General features: G+C 59.0%; 17 protein-coding genes. 12 read left to right on the top strand and 5 right to left on the bottom strand.

Going from position 1 to position 19,033, the window contains the following annotated elements; translation table 11 throughout:
* The first annotated feature begins 65 nt into the window (after window positions 1-65).
* From PHU01S_RS11875 to PHU01S_RS11820, 12 genes are all read left to right on the top strand, one after another.
* The gene (locus PHU01S_RS11875) at window positions 66-857 is read left to right on the top strand and encodes a Nif3-like dinuclear metal center hexameric protein (RefSeq protein WP_127507728.1); all 792 of its coding nucleotides are present in this window, start codon (window positions 66-68) and stop codon (window positions 855-857) included.
* 50 nt (window positions 858-907) lie between these two features.
* Window positions 908-2,071, top strand: coding sequence for a family 8 glycosyl hydrolase (locus PHU01S_RS11870; RefSeq protein ID WP_127507727.1), 1,164 nt, complete (start codon window positions 908-910; stop codon window positions 2,069-2,071).
* A gap of 21 nt (window positions 2,072-2,092) precedes the next feature.
* Entirely contained in the window at window positions 2,093-3,670 is a 1,578-nt protein-coding gene (locus tag PHU01S_RS11865) for a response regulator transcription factor (protein ID WP_048748339.1), read from the top strand.
* A gap of 17 nt (window positions 3,671-3,687) precedes the next feature.
* Window positions 3,688-5,454 carry a sensor histidine kinase gene (locus tag PHU01S_RS11860; protein ID WP_048748338.1) on the top strand — a complete coding sequence of 589 codons (1,767 nt, stop codon included), beginning with the start codon at window positions 3,688-3,690 and terminating at the stop codon, window positions 5,452-5,454.
* Window positions 5,455-5,589: 135 nt separating this feature from the next.
* Complete coding sequence (locus PHU01S_RS11855; protein WP_048748337.1) at window positions 5,590-7,305, top strand: ABC transporter substrate-binding protein; 1,716 nt, start codon at window positions 5,590-5,592, stop codon at window positions 7,303-7,305.
* A 192-nt stretch (window positions 7,306-7,497) separates the two neighbouring features.
* Window positions 7,498-8,364, top strand: a complete 867-nt coding sequence (locus tag PHU01S_RS11850) for an ABC transporter permease (RefSeq protein ID WP_232317046.1) — start codon at window positions 7,498-7,500, stop codon at window positions 8,362-8,364.
* 75 nt (window positions 8,365-8,439) lie between these two features.
* A complete protein-coding gene (locus PHU01S_RS11845; RefSeq protein WP_232313183.1) occupies window positions 8,440-9,345 on the top strand; it encodes a carbohydrate ABC transporter permease in 906 nt (301 codons plus the stop codon).
* A gap of 336 nt (window positions 9,346-9,681) precedes the next feature.
* Window positions 9,682-10,854 (top strand): Gfo/Idh/MocA family protein, encoded by a 1,173-nt coding sequence (locus PHU01S_RS11840; RefSeq protein WP_048748335.1) that lies wholly within the window; start codon window positions 9,682-9,684, stop codon window positions 10,852-10,854.
* Window positions 10,855-10,924: 70 nt separating this feature from the next.
* Window positions 10,925-11,989 carry a Gfo/Idh/MocA family protein gene (locus PHU01S_RS11835; protein WP_127507799.1) on the top strand — a complete coding sequence of 355 codons (1,065 nt, stop codon included), beginning with the start codon at window positions 10,925-10,927 and terminating at the stop codon, window positions 11,987-11,989.
* 82 nt (window positions 11,990-12,071) lie between these two features.
* The gene (locus PHU01S_RS11830) at window positions 12,072-12,944 is read left to right on the top strand and encodes a sugar phosphate isomerase/epimerase family protein (protein ID WP_048748358.1); all 873 of its coding nucleotides are present in this window, start codon (window positions 12,072-12,074) and stop codon (window positions 12,942-12,944) included.
* 79 nt (window positions 12,945-13,023) lie between these two features.
* Window positions 13,024-13,872 (top strand): helix-turn-helix transcriptional regulator, encoded by an 849-nt coding sequence (locus PHU01S_RS11825; protein WP_069202420.1) that lies wholly within the window; start codon window positions 13,024-13,026, stop codon window positions 13,870-13,872.
* A gap of 339 nt (window positions 13,873-14,211) precedes the next feature.
* Window positions 14,212-15,651, top strand: coding sequence for a flavin-containing monooxygenase (locus PHU01S_RS11820; RefSeq protein ID WP_127507797.1), 1,440 nt, complete (start codon window positions 14,212-14,214; stop codon window positions 15,649-15,651).
* Window positions 15,652-15,754: 103 nt separating this feature from the next.
* Here PHU01S_RS11820 and PHU01S_RS11815 read toward each other — a convergent pair whose 3' ends face one another.
* From PHU01S_RS11815 to PHU01S_RS26180, 5 genes are all read right to left on the bottom strand, one after another.
* Entirely contained in the window at window positions 15,755-16,051 is a 297-nt protein-coding gene (locus PHU01S_RS11815; RefSeq protein ID WP_049867142.1) for a barstar family protein, read from the bottom strand.
* 71 nt (window positions 16,052-16,122) lie between these two features.
* A complete protein-coding gene (locus PHU01S_RS11810; RefSeq protein WP_048748334.1) occupies window positions 16,123-16,560 on the bottom strand; it encodes a ribonuclease domain-containing protein in 438 nt (145 codons plus the stop codon).
* Between the two features lie 726 nt (window positions 16,561-17,286).
* Window positions 17,287-17,622, bottom strand: coding sequence for an alpha-helical endospore appendage domain-containing protein (locus PHU01S_RS11805; protein WP_021879121.1), 336 nt, complete (start codon window positions 17,620-17,622; stop codon window positions 17,287-17,289).
* Window positions 17,623-17,667: 45 nt separating this feature from the next.
* On the bottom strand, window positions 17,668-17,994 hold the full coding sequence (locus tag PHU01S_RS11800) for an alpha-helical endospore appendage domain-containing protein (protein ID WP_021879122.1): 327 nt from the start codon (window positions 17,992-17,994) through the stop codon (window positions 17,668-17,670).
* A gap of 31 nt (window positions 17,995-18,025) precedes the next feature.
* The gene (locus PHU01S_RS26180; RefSeq protein WP_176587492.1) at window positions 18,026-18,469 is read right to left on the bottom strand and encodes a hypothetical protein; all 444 of its coding nucleotides are present in this window, start codon (window positions 18,467-18,469) and stop codon (window positions 18,026-18,028) included.
* Window positions 18,470-19,033: the final 564 nt, after the last annotated feature.

The raw sequence follows: 19,033 nt of genomic DNA, 5'->3' as shown, positions 1-19,033 counted from the left end.
CTATTCGAGTCTGATCCATGCTTGCAGAGCCGGGCGGCCGGGAAAGGAAGGAGGCAGGGAAGAGCATGAGAACGGTCCGCCATGTCATGGATTGGCTTCAGGGAGCGGGTCAGCCGGCGTCATCCGTCGACGGACTGCTCGCCGGCAGCGCGGACGCCGAGCTGAAGGGAGTCGCGGTCGCCTTCAACGCCTCGCTGGCCGTGCTGGAGAAGGCGGCGGCGGCGGGCGCCAACCTGCTCGTCGTCCATGAAGGCATCTGCTACAGCCACGACGACCGGGCGGAGTGGTCCGCCGGAAGCCGGTCAGCCGGCTTGAAGCGGCAATGGATCCGGCAAGCGGGGCTGGCCGTCTATCGTTCCCACGACGGTCCGCATCGGCGCAATCCGGATTGGATCACGGAAGGACTGGTGTCGAGCCTCGGCTGGGGGGATGCCGTAGAGCAGGTGCTGCCGGCGGCGGCGATCGTGCGCCTGCCGGAGCCGTCGACGGCCCGCTCCGTTGCGGAGCATATCAAACGCAAGCTGAACGTTCCCTGGCTGAGAGGAATCGGAGGCCTGGATTATCGATGCAGCCGGATCGGCATCGCAGTCGGATACAGAGGCGGCGGATCCGTCGCCGTGCCTCTCTATGAGGAGTCCGGCGTCGATCTGGTCGTCGCCGGAGAAGGTCCGGAATGGGAAACGCCGGAATATGTCCGGGATTCCCTGCATCGCGGCGATCGGAGGTCGCTGCTGCTGCTGGGGCATGCGGCCAGCGAAGAGCCCGGCATGCGGCTGCTCGCGGAACGGCTGCAGGCCGCCGTTCCCGAAATTCCGGTTCATTTTATCGAAGATGCCTATTCATTCACCGTATTGTAGAGACGGAAGGCAAGCACGGGCAATAAAATTCAACGAGGAGGCGGGAAAGCATGGGTCAAGCAGGCAGCGGAGCGTTCCATACCGGGACGTATCGAAATGTGTTCATGGAAGCGGGCTATCCGTCCGAAGAAATCGCTGCACGGGTGGAGGAGACGTGGAGCAAGCTGTTCGAAGGCGGCGAAGAGACGCGGATCTATTATGAAGCCGGCAGCGACAAGGGCTATCTGCTCGATACGGGCAACCTGGATGTCCGGACGGAAGGAATGTCCTACGGCATGATGATGGCCGTGCAATTGGACCGCAAGGACGTGTTCGACCGGATCTGGCGCTGGTCCTATGAATATATGCATATGAAGGAAGGCTGGGGCGAGGGGTATTTCGCCTGGTCCTGCAATACGGACGGCTCGCGGCGCTCGGACGGCCCGGCGCCGGACGGAGAGGAATACTTCGCGCTGGCGCTCTTCTTCGCCGCCAACCGCTGGGGGGAAGGCGAGCATCCGCTGGATTACAGCGCCAAGGCGAGGGACATCCTCCGGGCCTGCCTGCACAAGGGAGAGGATGGAAGGCCCGGCGATCCGATGTGGAACCGGGACAACAAGCTGATCAAGTTCATTCCGAACTGCGAGTATTCGGATCCTTCCTACCATCTGCCCCATTTCTATGAATTGTTCGCGCTCTGGTCCGATCCGGAGGACCGCTCCTTCTGGAAGGAAGCGGCCGAGGCCAGCAGGGCGTACATCCATCTCTCCAGCCATCCGGACACCGGACTGGCGCCGGAGTACGCCCATTATGACGGAACGCCGAACGACGACCGCGGCTACGGCAAGTTTTTCAGCGATTCGTACCGGGTCGCGGCGAACATCGGCCTGGACTACGAATGGTTCCGCGCCGATCCGGAGCAGACGGCGGTCGCCGATCGCATTCAATCGTTCTTCGCGGACAAATCCCCCGAGGATTATCGCCGCTATGAGATCGACGGCACTCCGCTGGACGAAAAATCGCTCCATCCGGTCGGACTGGCAGCGACCAACGCCATGGCCGCGCTGGCAACCGGCGGGGAGCTTGCGCTGAATACGGTGCGCCGGTTCTGGGATACGCCCGTGCGTACCGGAGAGCGCCGTTACTATGACAATTGCCTGTATATGTTCGCGATGCTGGCGCTGAGCGGAAGCTACCGCATCTGGATGCCCGAGGAAGATGCTGCCCTGAGCTGATCAACCCGTAGGAGGGATACGATGCACAAGGTCATGCTGGTCGACGACGAAGGCTATGCCCGGCAGGGATTGCGGAGCATGATCGATTGGGAAGCCTGCGGCTACGAGGTATGCGCGGAAGCCGAGGACGGAGAGGAAGCGCTCCGGATGATCGGGGAGCATGCCCCCGATCTGGTCATCACCGACATTCGGATGCCTGTCCTGAGCGGTCTGGAATTGATCCGTTCGGTCCGGGGAACAGGCAATCATTCCGTCAAGTTCATCATTGTCAGCGGGTATGGAGACTTCAGCTATGCGCAGCAGGCGATCAAGTTCGGCGTCCGGGACTTCATCCTGAAGCCGGTGGACGATGGCGAAATGATGGAGGCGCTGCAAGGGCTGGCCTCCCAGATCGAGAAGGACGAGCAGGCCGGGGAGCGGTCCTCCCGGCAATCGCGGAAGGCGCTCGAAAGCCTGCTGCGGGGTCAGAGCTCCGGCGAAGAGCTGCAGAGGCATGGAGAGCTGCTCGGCCTCGATCCGGAAGGCTCCTGCTGCTACCTCATCCTGGAAGCCAACGGCATCCTGTCGTTCATGGGAGCGGAGCAGCCCGAGCAGCGGGCGGGCGAGCTGCGGCTGGAAATCGCCGGCTGCGCCGAGCAGCTCGGACTGACTCCTCGTCCATGCGTTCTGCTGGAGCATAAGCCGGGCGTCTACGGACTGCCGGTCGTTCTCCCTTCTTCATCCGGGCTGTCCGCCGAGGAAGCCGCCGACCGTCTCGCCGAGCGGCTGCGGCGCCGTACGGGGCTGCTGTTCACCGGTTATCTGGGCGAGCAGGTTGAAGGGCTCAAGCAGCTCAAGCATGGTTACCGCACCGCCCTCGATGCGATGCAGTTCAAGTTCGCCTATCCGGAGAAAAGAACCTTCGGCTATGGGAGACTGAAGGGAGAGGAGCTGCGCCGGCTTGAATTCGAGCCGGCCGAATATGCCCGTCTGCAGGAGCAGATCGAGGACGCCGATCCCGACAAGCGGAATGCGGGCATCGAGTGGATTTTCGACCAGTTCCGCAGCAAGCGGTATACGCCGGACGCGGTCCACAATGCCGTCAATCGCTTCGTTTTCGGCGCGATCGGCACGATCCGCTCCTTGCAGGGGGACGAGAAGGAGCTGCTCTCCCTGGATCCGATTCTGTCCTGGAGGGATTATCCGGTTTCTCCATGCGGGCTGAGAGAGCTGTTCCGAGCGTTCGCCGAAGAAAGCTCGGAGATGGCAAGCCGGCTGCGGAAGAGCAACGCCAAGGGCGATATCGTCAAGATCAAGCAATATATCGACAGCCGCTACAACGAGGACATCAGCCTCAAGAGCATTGCCGCCCGGTTTTATATGAATCCCGTCTATCTCGGGCAGCTGTTCAAGAAGAATTACGGCGTCTACTTCAACGACTATCTGCTGCAGCTTCGGGTCCACAACGCCAAAAAGCTGCTTCGCCAGACGGAAATGAGAGTGTACGAAGTCGCCCGCAGCGTCGGCTTCGACAACCCGGACTATTTCATCTGCAAATTCGAGAAGGTAGAGGGCAAATCGCCGACCTCCTACCGCAACGAGCTGTTGGCCAAAACATGACGGAGAGGGCAAGTGTTATGCGATTCAGCTTGAATCATGTGCGGCTCCGGGACAAAATGCTGATCGTGTATCTGGTCTGCGTGCTGATCCCGATCGTGCTGACCGACTTTGTGTTCTATCAGGTGACGACGCATCACGTCAAACAGCAAAAGCTGAACGACATCTCCATGGCCATGGAGCAGATCCGGCGCGACTTCCTCGAGCAGATGGATGTCGCGGCCGGAATTTCTTCTATTCTCTACACCGACGCCAAGCTGAACGAGACGATCGAAAAGCCGTATGCCGGCGCATCCGAATACGTCGATTCCTACTATTCGGACATCAGCCCGACCTTGTACCGGTATTCGCCGATCTACAAATCCGTCAGCAATATTACGATCTACACCGACAACCCGACCATCATCGGAGGCGGAGGGGTGCTTCCGATCTCGGAGGAGGTCGAGGCGACGCCTTGGTACCGCGCCCTGGAGATGCCCGGCAGGAGGGCGCCGGTCGTCGTCCGCAACGATGTGGAGACTTCGCGCGGCCTGGAGACGGTATACAGCTTCGTCCGCAAGCTGGACTACTTCCAGTCCCAGTACGCCCGCCATTCCGTCGTCAAAATCGACATCAGCTACGATGCGGTCGCGAGCCTGTTCCGCAACTCGACCCTGCAGGGCGACCTGTATCTGGTCAACGATCTGGAGCTGATCGATTACGCTTCGGGCTCCGCTCTGGACTGGCAGCATCGCTCGCTCGCTTATGCGAGCCATGCGTCTCCGAGCGACGGCATCGCGGTCACCAAAAGCATCGAGAACGTCGACTATTTGAAGGGCTGGCGGATCGAAGGCGTCTTTCCGGAGCACCGCGTTCTGCAGGATGTCTACAAGTCCCGCAATTTTGTCGTTTATCTCGCCCTGCCGAATCTGCTCATCCCGACGCTGATCATCATCTGGTTCACCCGTTCGCTGAGCGTGCGGATCGTCCGCATTCTCAAGCATATGAAGAGGGTGAGGAACCATCACTTCGATACGATCAAGCATCCCGACCATCGCGACGAGATCGGCCAGCTGACGAACGAGTTCAACCGGATGACCATGCAGATCAAAAATCTCATCGACGACGTGTATGTGGCCGACATTCAGCGCAAGGATCTGGAAATCAAGCGCAATCAAGCGCAGCTCCACGCTCTGCAGAGCCAGATCAATCCGCATTTCCTGTTCAACGCCCTGGAGACGATCCGCATGCGCAGCATCATCAAGAAGGAAGAGGAAACGGCCAAAATCATCCACAATATGGCCAAAATCTTCCGGCGCTCGCTGTCCTGGGACAAGGATTGGATGACCGTGCGGGAAGAGCTCGAGCTTGTCCATTGCTTCCTGGAAATTCAAAAGTACCGGTTCGGGGACAAGCTGATGTACGAGATCGACGTCGAGGACGAGGCGATGGAATGGCTCATTCCGAAAATGTCCATCCTGCCGTTCGTGGAAAATGCCAGCATCCACGGCATCGAGCCGAGCAAGAACGGCGGTCTGATCCGGCTCGCCATCCGGGCTGAAGGCCGGCAGCTGATCGCCGAGATCAAGGACGATGGAGCTGGCATGCCGGAGGAAGAGGTAGGAGCGATCGAGCGGATGCTGGAGCGGGAGGAGTCGTTCGGAGAGCATGTGGGCATCCAGAATGTCTACCGCCGGCTCCAGCTCTATTATCGCGACCGTTTTACGTTCAAGCTGGACAGCGAATGGCAGCGCGGGACGGCCATCCGCATCGCTTTCCCGCGCGAGCCGGAGGAGCGTTCCGCTTAATTCCTAAGGTTTTTGGGGTAACAGCTAAAGTTTGTCGGGTGTTGCGGCTCTCAGCCCTGCCTTACAATGAAAGTGCTTACAGAAAAGGGTTGCACAATTTCGAGACTTTCATTGGTGGAAGGGGACATGACCAGCATGGTCAAACAAAAAATGGGCCTTCTCGCCCTTGCCGTCGCCATGGCGGCGGTGGCGGGCTGCAGCGGCAACAGCAGCAACAATGCCGGAAACCCGGCTCCCGCGTCATCGCCGGAAGCATCGGCTCCAGCCAATACGGATGCGGGCGGCGAGCCGAAGGAAGAGTTGAAACCGGTTACGTTCACGTATTTCAATGCCAACTCCCAGGTGCCGAACATCGACTCCAACAAAACGGAGATCGGCAAAAAGCTGGAGGAGCAGACCGGGGTCAACTTCAATCTTCAATATCCGGTCGGCGACGTCAATACGAAGATCGGCACGATGATCGCGAGCGGCAACTATCCGGATGTGCTGGCTCCGGACACCGCGATCGACAAGGTGCTCGACGCCAAGGCGTTCATTCCACTGAACGATCTGATCGAGAAGTTCGGACCGAACATCAAGCGCGTATACGGCCCTTATTACAACCTCATGAAAGCGGACGACGGCAACATCTACTTCCTGCCGTTCAGCCCGGTGGTCGGGGAGTACATCCCGAGCCCGACGATCGATCAAGGCGCCTTCTTCATTCAGCGCCGCGTGCTGAAGGAAGCCGGCTATCCGAAAATCAAGACGATCGACGAGTACTTCGACCTGATCAAGAAGTACAACGACGCGCATAAGACCGACAAGCTGACCGGCTTCAGCTCGCTGATCTACGACTGGCGGACGATGGGCATCTTCAACCCGCCGATGCATCTGGCCGGCTATCCGAACGACGGCGACGTCATCGTCGATATGAGCACCCATGACGCCAAGGTATACGCCAACAGCGACTACACGAAAACCTGGCTGAAAAAGCTGAACGAGGTCAACTCCGAGGGACTGTACGACCAAGCCTCGTTCGTCAGCAACTATGACCAGTATCTGGCCAAAATCTCCTCCGGCAAAGTGCTTGGATTCTTCGACTACGGCTGGCAGGCGAACCAGGCTCTCCAGAACATCAAAAAAACCGGCAACGACGATCTCGACTACATGCCGCTGCCGATCGTATTCGACAACAATACGACCGACCAGTATCTCGACCCTCCTTCCTTCATCAACAACCGCGGCGTCGGCATCACGACGGCGGCCAAGGATCCGGAGCGCATCATCAAGTTCTTCGACACGATGCTCAAGGAAGAGAACCAGGTGCTGATCCAATGGGGCATCAAGGGCGAAACGTACGAGGTGGACGACAAGGGCCGCTTCTACCGCACGCCGGAGCAGATCGAAATGCTGAAGGACAACGCCAAGCAGGAAAGCATCGGCTTCTCCTACTTCAACTACAGCTGGCCGATGTACGGCCAGGGCTCGACGCTTGCGGACGGCAACTCGTTCAACGCGGGACGCCAGCCGGAGGTCGCCCAAGCCTCCTTCACGGACGGCGACAAGCTGATCCTCGACAAATACGGGGTCAAGACGTTCTCGGAGCTGTTCGCCAAGCCCGAAGACCGCCCGTGGTACCCGGCCTGGAGCATCTCGCTCGAGCAGGGCTCGCCGGCGCAGATCTTCACGCAGAAGTCCAAGGACGTCAAGCTGAAATACTTCTCCAAGCTCGTGCTGGCCAAGCCCGATCAGTTCGACGGCATCTGGGACCAGTATCTCAAGGACTTCAACAAGCTCGACGTGAAAGCGTACGAAGACACCCTCACCAAAGAAGTCGCCGCCAAAATCGCCAAAACGCAAGGCAAGTAAGCCAGGCTGCTTCAAGAGGGACCGGACCGGTCAGTCAACAGGGTCCGGTCCCTGCACGTTGGGTGCCTTGTTGGATAGGAGAGGAGAGATACGATGCGGGATCAAACCGCCGTCCCGGCGCCGCGGGCCGCAGAGCCCAGCGCCCTGAATCGATGGTTCAAGACGCTTCTCAAGCAGAAAACGCTCATTTTCATGTCGGTGCCTTTCGTCATCTGGATCTTCATTTTCAAATACGTGCCGCTGTGGGGCTGGCTCATCGCCTTCCAGCATTATCGCCCCAATCTGACCATGTTCCAGCAGGAATGGGTCGGGCTGGAGCAGTTCCGCTTCCTTTTCTCGGACGATACCTTCATCCGGGTGCTCCGCAACACGCTTGTCCAGGCCGTCATCAAGCTCGTGCTGGGGTTCGTCACCGCGATCGTACTGGCCATTCTCCTGAACGAAGTCCGCGTCGCTTTCTTCAAGCGGGCCGTGCAGACGATCAGCTATCTTCCCCACTTCATTTCCTGGGTCGTGGCGGCCAACATCATCTCCACGGCGCTGTCCATCGATGAAGGCGGCATCGTCAACGAAGTGCTGATGCGGCTTCATATCATCGACCAGCCGATCATGTGGCTCGGCGTCGGCCATTATTTCTGGGGCATTCTCGGCACATCCGAGGTATGGAAGGACGTGGGCTGGAATACGATCGTGTACCTCGCCGCCATGACGATGATCGATCCGTCGCAGTACGAGGCGGCTGAGATCGACGGAGCGAGCAGGCTCCAGCGCATTCTCCATATCACTCTTCCCGGACTGAAGCCGGTCATCGTCATCCTGCTGATCATGAACCTCGGCAGCATCCTGGAGACAGGCTTCGAGCCCCAATACCTGATGGGCAACGGCATGAATGCCGACTATTCCGAAAACCTCGAGATCTTCGTGCTCAAATACGGCATCTCGATGGGCAACTTCTCGCTCGCGACGGCTGCGGGCATCTTCAAAACCGTCGTCAGCTTCATCCTGCTGTTCACCGCCAACTCCATGGCCAAGCGGTTCGGCGAGCAGAGACTGTTCTAGAAGGAGTGATGGATCATGGCAAATACGGTCCGGCCTGCCGCTGAACCGGCTCCCCAGCCGCAGCAGCCCAAGAAAATGCATAAGCGGTTCCAATCTCCGGGAGACCGCATATTCGATACGCTCAACGTCCTGGTGCTGTCGCTGCTCGTCGTCTTCACGCTCTATCCGTTCATCAACACGCTGGCCGTGTCGCTGAACGACGCGAACGATTCCATCAAGGGCGGCATCTACTTGCTGCCGCGGGACCTGAGCTTCGACAACTACAAGTACGTCTTCAAGGAAGCGACGATCTTCCACGCGACGCTGATCTCGATCCTGCGCACGGTGATCGGAACGGTCGTCACCGTCTTCTGCTCGGCGATGGTGGCCTATACGATCAGCCGTCCGGAATTCGTTCTCCGCAAGTTCGTTACGATCATGTTCATCCTGACGATGTATCTGAACGGGGGCCTCATTCCGAACTACCTGCTGATGAGGGATCTGGACCTGATCGGCACCTTCTGGGTGTACATCGTGCCCGGCATCATCGGCGTCTTCAATATGATCGTCATCCGCTCCTTCATCGAAGGGCTTCCCGACGGCATCATCGAGTCCGCCCGGATCGACGGCGCCGGAGAGTTCCGCACCTTCATCCAGATCGTCGTTCCGCTCGCCCTTCCGGCGCTCGCGACGGTCGCGCTCTTCACCGGCGTCTACCAGTGGAACTCGTGGTTCGATGTGTTCCTCTACAACTCCGAGAAAGTGAATCTCAGCACGCTCCAGTACGAGCTGATGAAGATGCTGGCCAACTCCAATTCGAACTCCTCGATGACGTCGGCGTCGGCATTCGCCAACAGCGCGAACTCAAGCTCGAACTTCGTCACGCCGAGCTCCATCCGCGCGACGATGACGATCGTGGCCAGCCTGCCGATGATCATCGTGTATCCTTTCCTGCAGAAATACTTTGTCAAAGGCATGACCGTCGGCGGCGTGAAAGGCTGACGCCGGCAATGGCCTGTCCGATGGATTTTCAGGAAGGAGAGACCTTTTCCAAGCCAACAAGCAGCGGCAATCGGATGAGTTCATGTCCGAAAGCCGCTGCTTTTTATGTGGATGGATGAGGGGGGGGGGAATCTCCTGCTCGGTTGGACAGCGACAGCCTTATCTCAGAGGGGAGCAGACGCAGCGGAATGGAGTCTTGGGCCTGTATTGTGCAACGAGAGTCAAATGAAAGCGATAATCGGTCCATCTCGGTCAAGAGCTGCAACCGCTGCCATGATACAATCACGGCATACCCGCCAACAGGCGGGCGGAACCGAAGCATGGGGAGGCATTCAAATGACGACTGAGCTGAGAATCGGAATTGTCGGGCTCGGCAATATGGGCTCGGGCCATGCCGCGTATCTGGCGGCGGGCGAAGTGCCGGGAGGCGTGCTGGCTGCCGTATCGGATGTCCGGGAGGAAAGGCTTTCCTGGGCGAAGGCCGCCTTCGGCGACTCCGTCAAGACGTACACAAGCGCCAGGGAGATGTTCGATTCCGGCGAGGTGGACGGCGTCCTGATCTGCACGCCGCATTATTCCCATCCCGAAGAAACGATAGCCGCCCTCCAAGCGGGACTGCATGTGCTTGTGGAGAAGCCGGCCGGCGTGTATACGAAGCAGGTCAAGATCATGAACGAGGCTGCCGCCGCCAGCGGCCGGGTGTTCGGCATCATGTTCAATCAGCGGACGAACCCTCTTTACCGCAAAATGCGAGAGCTGATCCAAACCGGAGAGCTCGGCGACGTCAGGCGCATCAATTGGATCGTCACGGATTGGTACCGTTCCCAAAGCTATTACGACAGCGGCGGCTGGAGAGCGACCTGGGAAGGCGAGGGCGGAGGCGTCCTGATGAACCAATCGCCCCATAACCTCGATCTGTGGCAGTGGGTCACCGGCCTCATGCCGACCCGGATCCGTGCTTTCTGCGGCTTCGGCAAGCATCGGGACATTGAAGTGGAGAACGATGTTACCGCTTACGCCGAATACCCCAACGGAGCGACCGGAGTGTTCATTACGTCGACCGTCGATGCGCCCGGCACGAACCGGCTCGAGATTACCGGCGACCGCGGCAAGCTGGTCGCCGAGGACGGCAAGCTGACGTTCTGGCGTCTCCGAACGCCGGAGAGCGAGTTCAACCGGACGTACGCCGGAGGCTTCGGCAGCCCGGAGACATGGCGGATCGATGTCCCGGTGCCGGGCGGCGAGCCCAATCAGCACCGGGCCGTGACCCGCAACTGGGTCGATGCCATCGCCGGACGCGCCCCGCTGGAGTCGCCTGGAGAGGAAGGGATCAAAGGCTTGGCGCTTGCCAACGCCATGCTCCTGTCCGCCTGGACGGACGGCTGGGTGGAGCTGCCGCTGGATGACGAGCAGTATTACCGTGAGCTGCAGGCCCGCATCGCGGCTTCGACTGCCGGCAAGGACCAAGCGGCTGCAGGCCGTACGCTGGATGTGAAGGGCACTCATTAGAACATTCAATCATTGTCGCGGCGATTGACGCTGCGGATGAAAGGGGGAACCGCAAGTGAGCAAGGACGGCATGAATTATGCCCCGCAAGGGAAGCCGAGTCCCGTCGTCGGCAGGGGGGAATTCGTGTTCGCCGCTGTCTGCCTCGACCATGGCCATATTTACGGCATGTGCAACGGACTGATCGAAGCAGGCGGCACGCTGAAGTCGGTCTATGATGCCGATTACGATCGGGCAGCCGCGTTTGCCTCCCGCTACCCGGGCGCGGCCATTGCCGGATCCCTGGAAGAAGTTCTTCAGGATCCGGAGCTGCATCTCGTCGCGGCAGCCGCCGTGCCGAACGAGCGCGGACCGCTCGGCGTCAAGGTCATGCGGCATGGCAAGGATTATTTTACGGACAAAACGCCGTTCACGGAGCTCTCGCAGCTGGAGGAAGCCCGTCGCTGCGCCGCCGAGACCGGCCGCAAGTATGCCGTTTATTTCAGCGAAAGGCTGCATGTGGAGAGCGCCGTATTCGCCGGAGAGCTTATCGCCGACGGAGCCGTCGGACGGGTCGTGCAGGTGATGGGAACCGGCCCGCATCGGCTCAATGCGCCGTCGCGGCCGGACTGGTTTTTCGACCGGCAGCGGTATGGAGGCATCCTGTGCGATATCGGCAGCCATCAGATCGAGCAGTTCCTTCATTTTGCCGGCTGCCGCGATGCCCGGGTGCTTCACAGCAAGGTGGGCAATTACCACCATCCAGACTATCCCGAGCTGGAGGATTTCGGCGACGCCAGCCTGCTGGGCGACAACGGAGCCAGCCATTACTTCCGGGTCGACTGGCTGACGCCGGCAGGCCTCTCGACCTGGGGGGACGGCCGCACGGTCATCCTCGGCACGGAGGGTTATATCGAGCTGCGCAAGTACGTGGATATCGCCCGTTCCCCGCAGGGGGATCATCTCTATCTCGTAAACGGCGAGGGAGAGCATCATATGGAGCTGTCCGGCAAGGTCGGGTATCCGTTTTTCGGCAGCCTGATTCTCGATGTCCTGAACCGGACGGAGAAGGCCATGACGCAGGAGCATGCGTTCAAGGCGGCGGAGCTGTGCCTGCTGGCGCAAGCGGCAGCGACAAGGATCGGCGGATTCAATTGAAGCTCCGCCTTGAATAAGGAGACTGCTTCCTGGAGGCGGAAATAATTCAGATGACAGATCGGAGGCCATATCGACCATGACGATTCAGCTGTCCGTATTTACGGTGGCAACGCCGGAGCTTCATCCGGAGGAGCTTGCCGCAGCCGCCCGCAAGGCAGGCCTGCAGGGGATAGAATGGCGCTGCAAGGATACTCCCGCAGCTGTCGGGCAAGAGAAGCCCTCCTTCTGGGGCAACAATCTGGCTACGGTGCCGCAGAGCGCAGATGCCGGCGTGCTGGCCCGGTTCCGAAGCGCAGCGGAGAAGGAAGGACTGAAGTCCATAAGCCTGACGCCTTATCTGCAAGCGGGCGATCTGGAAGGGACGGAGCAGGTGCTGGCTGCGGCGAGGGAGCTCGGAGCGGATTATATCCGTCTCGGCGTTCACGGCTACGACCGGTCGAGACCTTTCGGCGAGCTGTTCGGCCTGCAGAGGATCTACCTGCGCGAAGCTTCCGGCCTGTGCAGGCAATATGGAGTCAAAGGCCTGATCGAGACCCATCACGGGACGATCGCCCCGAGCGCTTCGGCTGCCATCCGGCTGTGCGAAGGGCTGGACGCCGATGCCGTCGGCGTCCTCTACGATCCCGGCAACATGGTCCATGAAGGCTACGAGAATCACCGCATGGGCATGGAGATGCTCGGACCCTATTTGGCTCATGTGCATATGAAAAATGCCGGGTGGACATCGACGGCCGATGCCGATGGAAGCGTACGGTGGAACAGCGGCTGGACGGGCATGAAAGGCGGAGTCGTCCGCTGGAGGGAAGTTGTCTCCGACCTCGTCGCCGTCGGCTACGACGGTTTCATCGGGGTGGAGGATTTCAGCGGGCAATACAGCTCGCCGGAAATGCTGGAGCAATACTCGCGCTATATGCGCGAGCTGCTGGAGACGAGCGGTGCCGCGTCGGGAGCCTGACAGGTGCTCTCTTATCAGAACGGATGGACGATGGTATGCTGAACCCATGGCCGTGAGCCATGGAGAGGATGTGGCATGCATGTCCGGAAGCGGCGGATATCCTGCCGGCCTGCTCGATTATACCTTTCGCGAGGATGGGCAGGTCATGCAGGATTTCCATTCTCATCCCTACTATGAGATTTATTTCTTCCATGAAGGGGATTGCACGTATCTGATCGGTAGCCGCATTTATCGCCTGGAGCCGGGCGACATGCTGCTCATGTACGGCATGACCCTGCACAGGCCCAAGGTCGATCCGAGCCGTCCTTACGTGCGGAGCATCATTCATTTCTACCCCGATCCGCTCCGGGCCGCCTCGCCTTCCGGGGCGCAGCTTCCCGTCATGCGGCCGTTCGAGGAGCTCCGCAACTATCGGCTGTCTTTGCGGGGAGAGCATAGGGAAGAAGCGGAGCAGATTCTGGCCCGGATGGACCGCTTCAAGAAGCAGGGCGATGCTTCCGGCCTGTACCGGATGAAGCTGGCGTTCGAGGATCTGCTCGGGTTCATCTACGAGCGATGCCGGGAGCCGATGAATCTGGCGCCGGAACGGTCGAGGGACAAGGAGCAGATCGCGCAGGATATCATGGACTATATCGGCGGACATCTTTCCGAGGAGCTGACGCTGGAGCGGCTTCAGAGCGAGCTGCATCTGAGCCGTTCCTACCTGTCCAGAACGTTCAAGGAAGTTACCGGCGTGCAGCTGTTCGAGTACATCTACAAGCAGCGCGTCAACCAGGCCAGGGTGCTTTTTCTGCTGGAACCGGACATTTCCGTTACGGAAGCGGGCTTCCGCGTCGGGTTCAAGCATCCGGCCCATTTCAGCCGTCTGTTCAAGCAGACGGTCGGCATGTCTGCCGACAAGTACCGGCGCAGCCTTCCGGGGATGTGAAGCCGGCCGCAAGAAGCATCTCCGAAGCGATCTCCTGTCGCTCCGGAGATGCTTTTTTTGTTTCAAGCGGAATGGAAGGGCGAGAGGGAGAAAGGGGCCGTTCGGGGAGAAGGCGGGGAAAATCGTTACGCTGCACAAAATCCGAAAAGCGGATTACAAGATGCAGAGCTCTATATTTACACAGCAGGTCATAAAATATAACCTATAAACAATTTCGAAGGAGCTGATGAGGAGCGGTTGGCCGCATATTGTCGCGAAATCTCTCCTTCTATCCGCTGATTCCTTTGATGAACGGTCATGCAAGGATGCCATCGCGTCCGGAAAGGTATGAATGCTGCCATGAGCCTAGAGGAACTGAACGCGCGCGTCCGCAAAGATCTTGCCTATATTGCTTTTGGTGGAAAGGATTGGGTTCGTCCCCGCGTGCATCCGGATGGGCACGTCTATGATGTTGTCATCGTCGGCGCCGGCCAAAGCGGGCTCGGCACCGCCTTCGGCCTGCTGCGGGAGAGAGTGTCCAACATTCTTGTCATCGACGAGAATGCGGAGGGTTGGGAGGGGCCTTGGGCAACCTATGCCCGAATGGTCACGCTTAGGACGCCCAAGCATCTGACTTCCATCGATCTCGGCATCCCTTCCCTGACCTTCCGCTCCTGGTGGGAATCGCAGCACGGAGAGGAAGGCTGGGAGGCAGTGGACAAAATTCCGCGCGGCGAATGGATGGAATATTTGCGATGGTATCGCCGCATCCTCGCGCTGCCTGTTCGGAACGATGCCAGGCTGAAGCTGGTCGAGCCGCTTCCGGGCGGCATCCATCGCCTTCATGTGGAAGGCTCCGAGCCTTCATCCCCGCATCTGCTGGCGCGAAAGGTCGTTCTGGCTACCGGCATTCAGGGGGGCGGAGAGTGGCATGTTCCCGGCATCGTGGCCGACAACGTATCCCGCAGCCTATATGCCCATACTTCGGAGCCGATCGATTTCTCCAGGCTTGCCGGGAAGAGGATCGCTGTGCTGGGAGGGGGAGCATCGGCGTTCGACAACGCCAACCATGCGCTTGCTCAAGGAGCCGCGGCTGCGCATGTATTCGTCCGGCGTAGCGAGCTGCCTCGGATCAATCCGATCCGCCAGATGGAGTATTCAGGCATGATCGAGCATTTCCACATCCTCTCCGATGAAGAGAAATACGAGGCGATGGCGCATTTCTTCCGTCACAATCAGCCTCCGACCAACGACACCTTCCAGCGGGCGTGCGCCTGGCCGGGCTTCAGCCTCCATCTGGGAGCGCCATGGCTGGCTGTCAGGGAGGAGGGGGGGCAGGCGGTCGTAACGACGCCTGCAGGAAGCTTCGCCTACGACTTCCTGCTCGTCAGCACCGGCTTGCTGACCGATCCGGCGCTGCGTCCGGAGCTGAAGCTGGTGGAAAAGCATATCGCCCGCTGGAAGGACCGGTACGACGCTCCGGAGCCCATCGCCAGCTCTGTGCTTGACGCCCATCCTTACTTGACGCCAGGCTTCGCCTTCACGAGCCGAACCGAAGAGGGGGACAGCCTGCTACATGGACTGTTTACGTTCAATTACTCTGCGATGATCAGCTGCGGATTGTCGGCTTCGGCCCTTTCGGGCATGCGTTATGCGATTCCCAAGCTTGTATCCGCCGTGTCGAGCCAGCTGTTTCTCGATGACCGCAAGCCGATTCTGGCCAGCTTTTACGCTTATGACGAGCAGGAATTCGCCGGACATTGGCCGGCTGCTGCAGAGGTTGCTGCAGATGGCGGCTGAATGGACAGATATGCGGAAAGGAACGGATGCGCGTGGAAATAACCAAGCCGATAGATGGAAGCCTGCTAGGCCTGCCGAGGTTTTCGGCAGGCCTCCGGTCTTTTTAGTTCGAGTCGGGAGTGGAGAAAATCAAGCTGGGGTTGCGGGCTGCGGCATCCTTGAATACGGAGAGCAGGGCGGATGTCGTGCGTTCGCCAAGCAGCTTGAGGCTGTCTTCGATGAAAGTCCAATGAATGGTCAGCGGGGAACCGTCATAATCCGTCAGGCAATCGTAAAGGGCATCCAAATTGCGGCCATAATAATCGGGGAAGTGCAGCCCGCGGCTAAGCGCTTCGTGAAAAGCTTCGATCGTCGCCAGCTTGCTGCCGTCCAGTAGCAAGATATTGTCCAGCCTTCTCATCTCCTTGGAGAGGGTTCATGTCTATTCCAAGAATAAGGGACTTGCTTGAAAAAGCAAGTCCCTTAAGCTGCTCACCACTTCTGGAAGCTGGCGTAATGGTCGCTTGTCGTGTAGTAGAGGCCGTCATTGGAATAAAGGACCCGTGAAGCGTTGCGGCACCCCGACGTGTAATAGGCGTCCGCCTCGCGCCAGGTGCGCCCCGACTTGGCAGGAAGCAGGCCTTCATAGTTGGAGAAGACATCTCCGCCGATGCTGTAGCCGGGTGCTACTGTGGCCAGATTGCATTTGCTGGATACCCAGCCTTTGCTTGTCGCCTGGCTTTTCGTCAGGAAGTTGGCCGGCAGCTTGCCGTTTGCCTTGATGTAGGCGATGATGCCGGCAAAATCGGTCGGTCCGGATACGGCTGCATCCGCCACCGGGGCCGCTTGTCCGATCAACGGACTTACATTGCCCAGCAGCAGAGCCAGCACGAGGGCGGCCGACGCTAAAAGCCTGACGATTGATTTCATTACATAATGCCTCCTTTTCGATAGGGAAGATAGGTGCAATTGGATTATACAGGAAATGGACGGGCGGCGAATTATCGATTTCGTAAATCAATGTTTGATTCTGTCAGCCTGTCCCAATCTCCTCGGACATACTGTCCAGTGGCGGTTGTTGAAAATGCGCTTGAGCGCCTGCCGGGGATCAAGTCGATCACCCGGCTTTTATTAGGAGATCTATGCATGCGGCGTAAATCTTCATCGATATAAGAGCTATACCGCCTTAAGGGAAGAAAAGATGCTTTCGGGCAAAGAAGGTTGGACGATGAGAATTCGGTTTTTTCACCCTGCCGGCTTGGCTGCGGGATGGCGGGGGGAGCTCCCTTGGGACGGACATAGGCTTGATAATCAGCTTCATGCTGGATTCGCCGGATCGGGGTCGGCGGCTTTCGTGCCCAGCCGGGATGGACTTGCGGCTTCCGGATTGCAGCAGAGAGGCTCTCCTTCGAGCCGAGGCTAAGAGCCGGTTAAGCTCTTTCGCCGATTGAGCGATTCGGCGGCTGCCGCGAACGAGAGATTCCGAAGGAGGATTGGAGCTGGATTGGCCGCAAGCTTTCAGGACCGCTTTTTCCGCTCTCAGCAAGCGGCCGCCCGCTCTTTGGAGAGCGAGAGACCCTTGCAGCCATTCATTCAACGCTTCCTGCAGCGGCTTGGGAGGAAGGAGAGCGGACAACGGCGATTCAGGCACGGTATTCATTCTTCGACTTCGCTGTGGCAGCACTCGCAAGTACCTTCATGCCCCGCCAAATGGATGATCCGGTCAAGCCGGTTCAACGCCAGCCATTGCTTGATGACGATTCCTTCTATGAACTGAGCCGTATTTTGTTGAATCTGCTGCAGGCTGCGGGATGGCAGGCATCCTTCTTTCTTGATGAGGCTGGCCAAGGCGAGAATGTTGTCCGCCTCCGCGTTGATGAGATTGGACAGAGCCAGCTCTTCCATAGCGATTGAACTGAGCAGCAGGGACAAAGCCTCTTTTTTGGTCACGCTAATTTCAGGGGTTATATCGGGAATGTTCGGTTGAGACACCGATCACCACCTCCAGTCAACACTCATATCTTCCGCCGTACTGCTTCAGAATGGTTCTTCTTCCGTCTGCATGAATGCTTGAGTCACCCGATCCAGCTTGTTGAGAAGGATCAAATCCTTTTTGGTCAGTTCTTTCAATGTTTCCAGCACGCTGCCGTTCACGTCGCAGATATCCTTGACCGTCCGCGCCAAAGGATTGGTTCCGTGGAGCGTGCCAAGCGCATGCTGGATTTTTTCGCCTTCCGCATTCAGTATATGCGCCATGCTCAATTCCTCCATGGCGAGGGAAAAGAGAAGCAGATGAATGGTGTTTTCATACTTTGCTCGACGTTTAACCCGATCTTCTACGGAAGGAGGGGGGTCCGAAGCCATGTCAACCGCTCCTAGAGCTGCAAATTTTGAATCAAGTCATTTCGTGTATGGCCCAAGTCGTTACGGCACTGCCGGCTCCCCCGAGATTGAGGTTGACGTTCAGTCCGTTCGCGACGTAGTAAATTCCGATGACGTCACCGGCATTGAGCGAGAATTCGCCCGTCATCGTGACGGTGGCGGTGCCAAGGATGGCCCTAAGGGTGAGGACCAGGGCAACGTTGACGTCCAGAACGGGGAAGTTCCCCGTAACGAGATTGGTTGTAGTCGGCGATGTCCGCATAATGACGAATTGGGGGGATACGGACGCCCCGATACTCGCGGTCAGGCTTGCTGTGGTGCTGTAAGTGATGGTCGCCAGAATCGAATATCTGCCTGTAGTCGGAACGGTGTAGTTCCCCGTCGCGGCATTGAATCCGGTACCGGAGTAAAAAGGAGAAGGCGTGCTCCAGTTCGTCAGCTGTGCACTCGCAGACACTGTAGTGGGGGCTCGCGTCGCCGAAAACCCTTGAGCCAGTATATTAGGGCCGGTCGCTCCTGTGATTCCGGTGACGCCCGTTGCACCTGTCGGACCCTCTAGGCCAGTTGCTCCTGTGGAGCCGGTTGGTCCCGTGGCCCCTGTAGGCCCAGTAGCACCTGTGATGCCGGTAGTGCCCGTTGTTCCTGTAGCACCTGTAACACCTGTTGAGCCGGTTGCACCGGTAGCGCTTGTGACGCCTGTTGCACCTGTCGGACCAGTCGGACCAGTGGCTCCAGAAGCACCTGTAAAGCCCGTCGCGCCTGAAGCTCCGGTGGTGCCCGTGAATCCATTCGCGCCTCTTTCTCCGGTGGCACCCGTGAAACCCGTCGCGCCAGATGCTCCGGTGGCACCCGTGAAGCCCGTCGCGCCGGTAGCTCCGGTGACACCCGTAAAGCCCGTCGCACCTGTAGAGCCAGTGGCCCCTGTGAAGCCGGTCGCACCGGTAGCACCGGTGATGCCCGTCGCACCAGTAGCTCCGGTGGTGCCAGTGAAACCCGTCGCACCGGTAGAGCCAGTGGCACC

This window comes from Paenibacillus humicus NBRC 102415, assembly GCF_004000905.1.
GTDB classification, from domain to species: Bacteria; Bacillota; Bacilli; order Paenibacillales; family Paenibacillaceae; genus Paenibacillus_O; species Paenibacillus_O humicus.
Note: the sequence above shows the minus strand (reverse complement) of the source record. Positions and strands in the feature narration are given on the sequence as shown.

Excerpts from the sequence above, each read along its gene's own strand:
- PHU01S_RS11815 (WP_049867142.1), bottom strand. The coding sequence starts at position 16,051 with ATGAGAAGGCTGGACAATATCTTGCTACTGGACGGCAGCAAGCTGGCG.
- PHU01S_RS11865 (WP_048748339.1), top strand. The coding sequence starts at position 2,093 with ATGCACAAGGTCATGCTGGTCGACGACGAAGGCTATGCCCGGCAGGGA.
- PHU01S_RS11875 (WP_127507728.1), top strand. The coding sequence starts at position 66 with ATGAGAACGGTCCGCCATGTCATGGATTGGCTTCAGGGAGCGGGTCAG.
- PHU01S_RS11855 (WP_048748337.1), top strand. The coding sequence starts at position 5,590 with ATGGTCAAACAAAAAATGGGCCTTCTCGCCCTTGCCGTCGCCATGGCG.
- PHU01S_RS11845 (WP_232313183.1), top strand. The coding sequence starts at position 8,440 with ATGCATAAGCGGTTCCAATCTCCGGGAGACCGCATATTCGATACGCTC.
- PHU01S_RS11835 (WP_127507799.1), top strand. The coding sequence starts at position 10,925 with ATGAATTATGCCCCGCAAGGGAAGCCGAGTCCCGTCGTCGGCAGGGGG.
- PHU01S_RS11850 (WP_232317046.1), top strand. The coding sequence starts at position 7,498 with ATGTCGGTGCCTTTCGTCATCTGGATCTTCATTTTCAAATACGTGCCG.
- PHU01S_RS11860 (WP_048748338.1), top strand. The coding sequence starts at position 3,688 with ATGCGATTCAGCTTGAATCATGTGCGGCTCCGGGACAAAATGCTGATC.
- PHU01S_RS11820 (WP_127507797.1), top strand. The coding sequence starts at position 14,212 with ATGAGCCTAGAGGAACTGAACGCGCGCGTCCGCAAAGATCTTGCCTAT.
- PHU01S_RS11800 (WP_021879122.1), bottom strand. The coding sequence starts at position 17,994 with ATGGCTTCGGACCCCCCTCCTTCCGTAGAAGATCGGGTTAAACGTCGA.
- PHU01S_RS11870 (WP_127507727.1), top strand. The coding sequence starts at position 908 with ATGGGTCAAGCAGGCAGCGGAGCGTTCCATACCGGGACGTATCGAAAT.
- PHU01S_RS11810 (WP_048748334.1), bottom strand. The coding sequence starts at position 16,560 with ATGAAATCAATCGTCAGGCTTTTAGCGTCGGCCGCCCTCGTGCTGGCT.
- PHU01S_RS11825 (WP_069202420.1), top strand. The coding sequence starts at position 13,024 with ATGTCCGGAAGCGGCGGATATCCTGCCGGCCTGCTCGATTATACCTTT.
- PHU01S_RS11840 (WP_048748335.1), top strand. The coding sequence starts at position 9,682 with ATGACGACTGAGCTGAGAATCGGAATTGTCGGGCTCGGCAATATGGGC.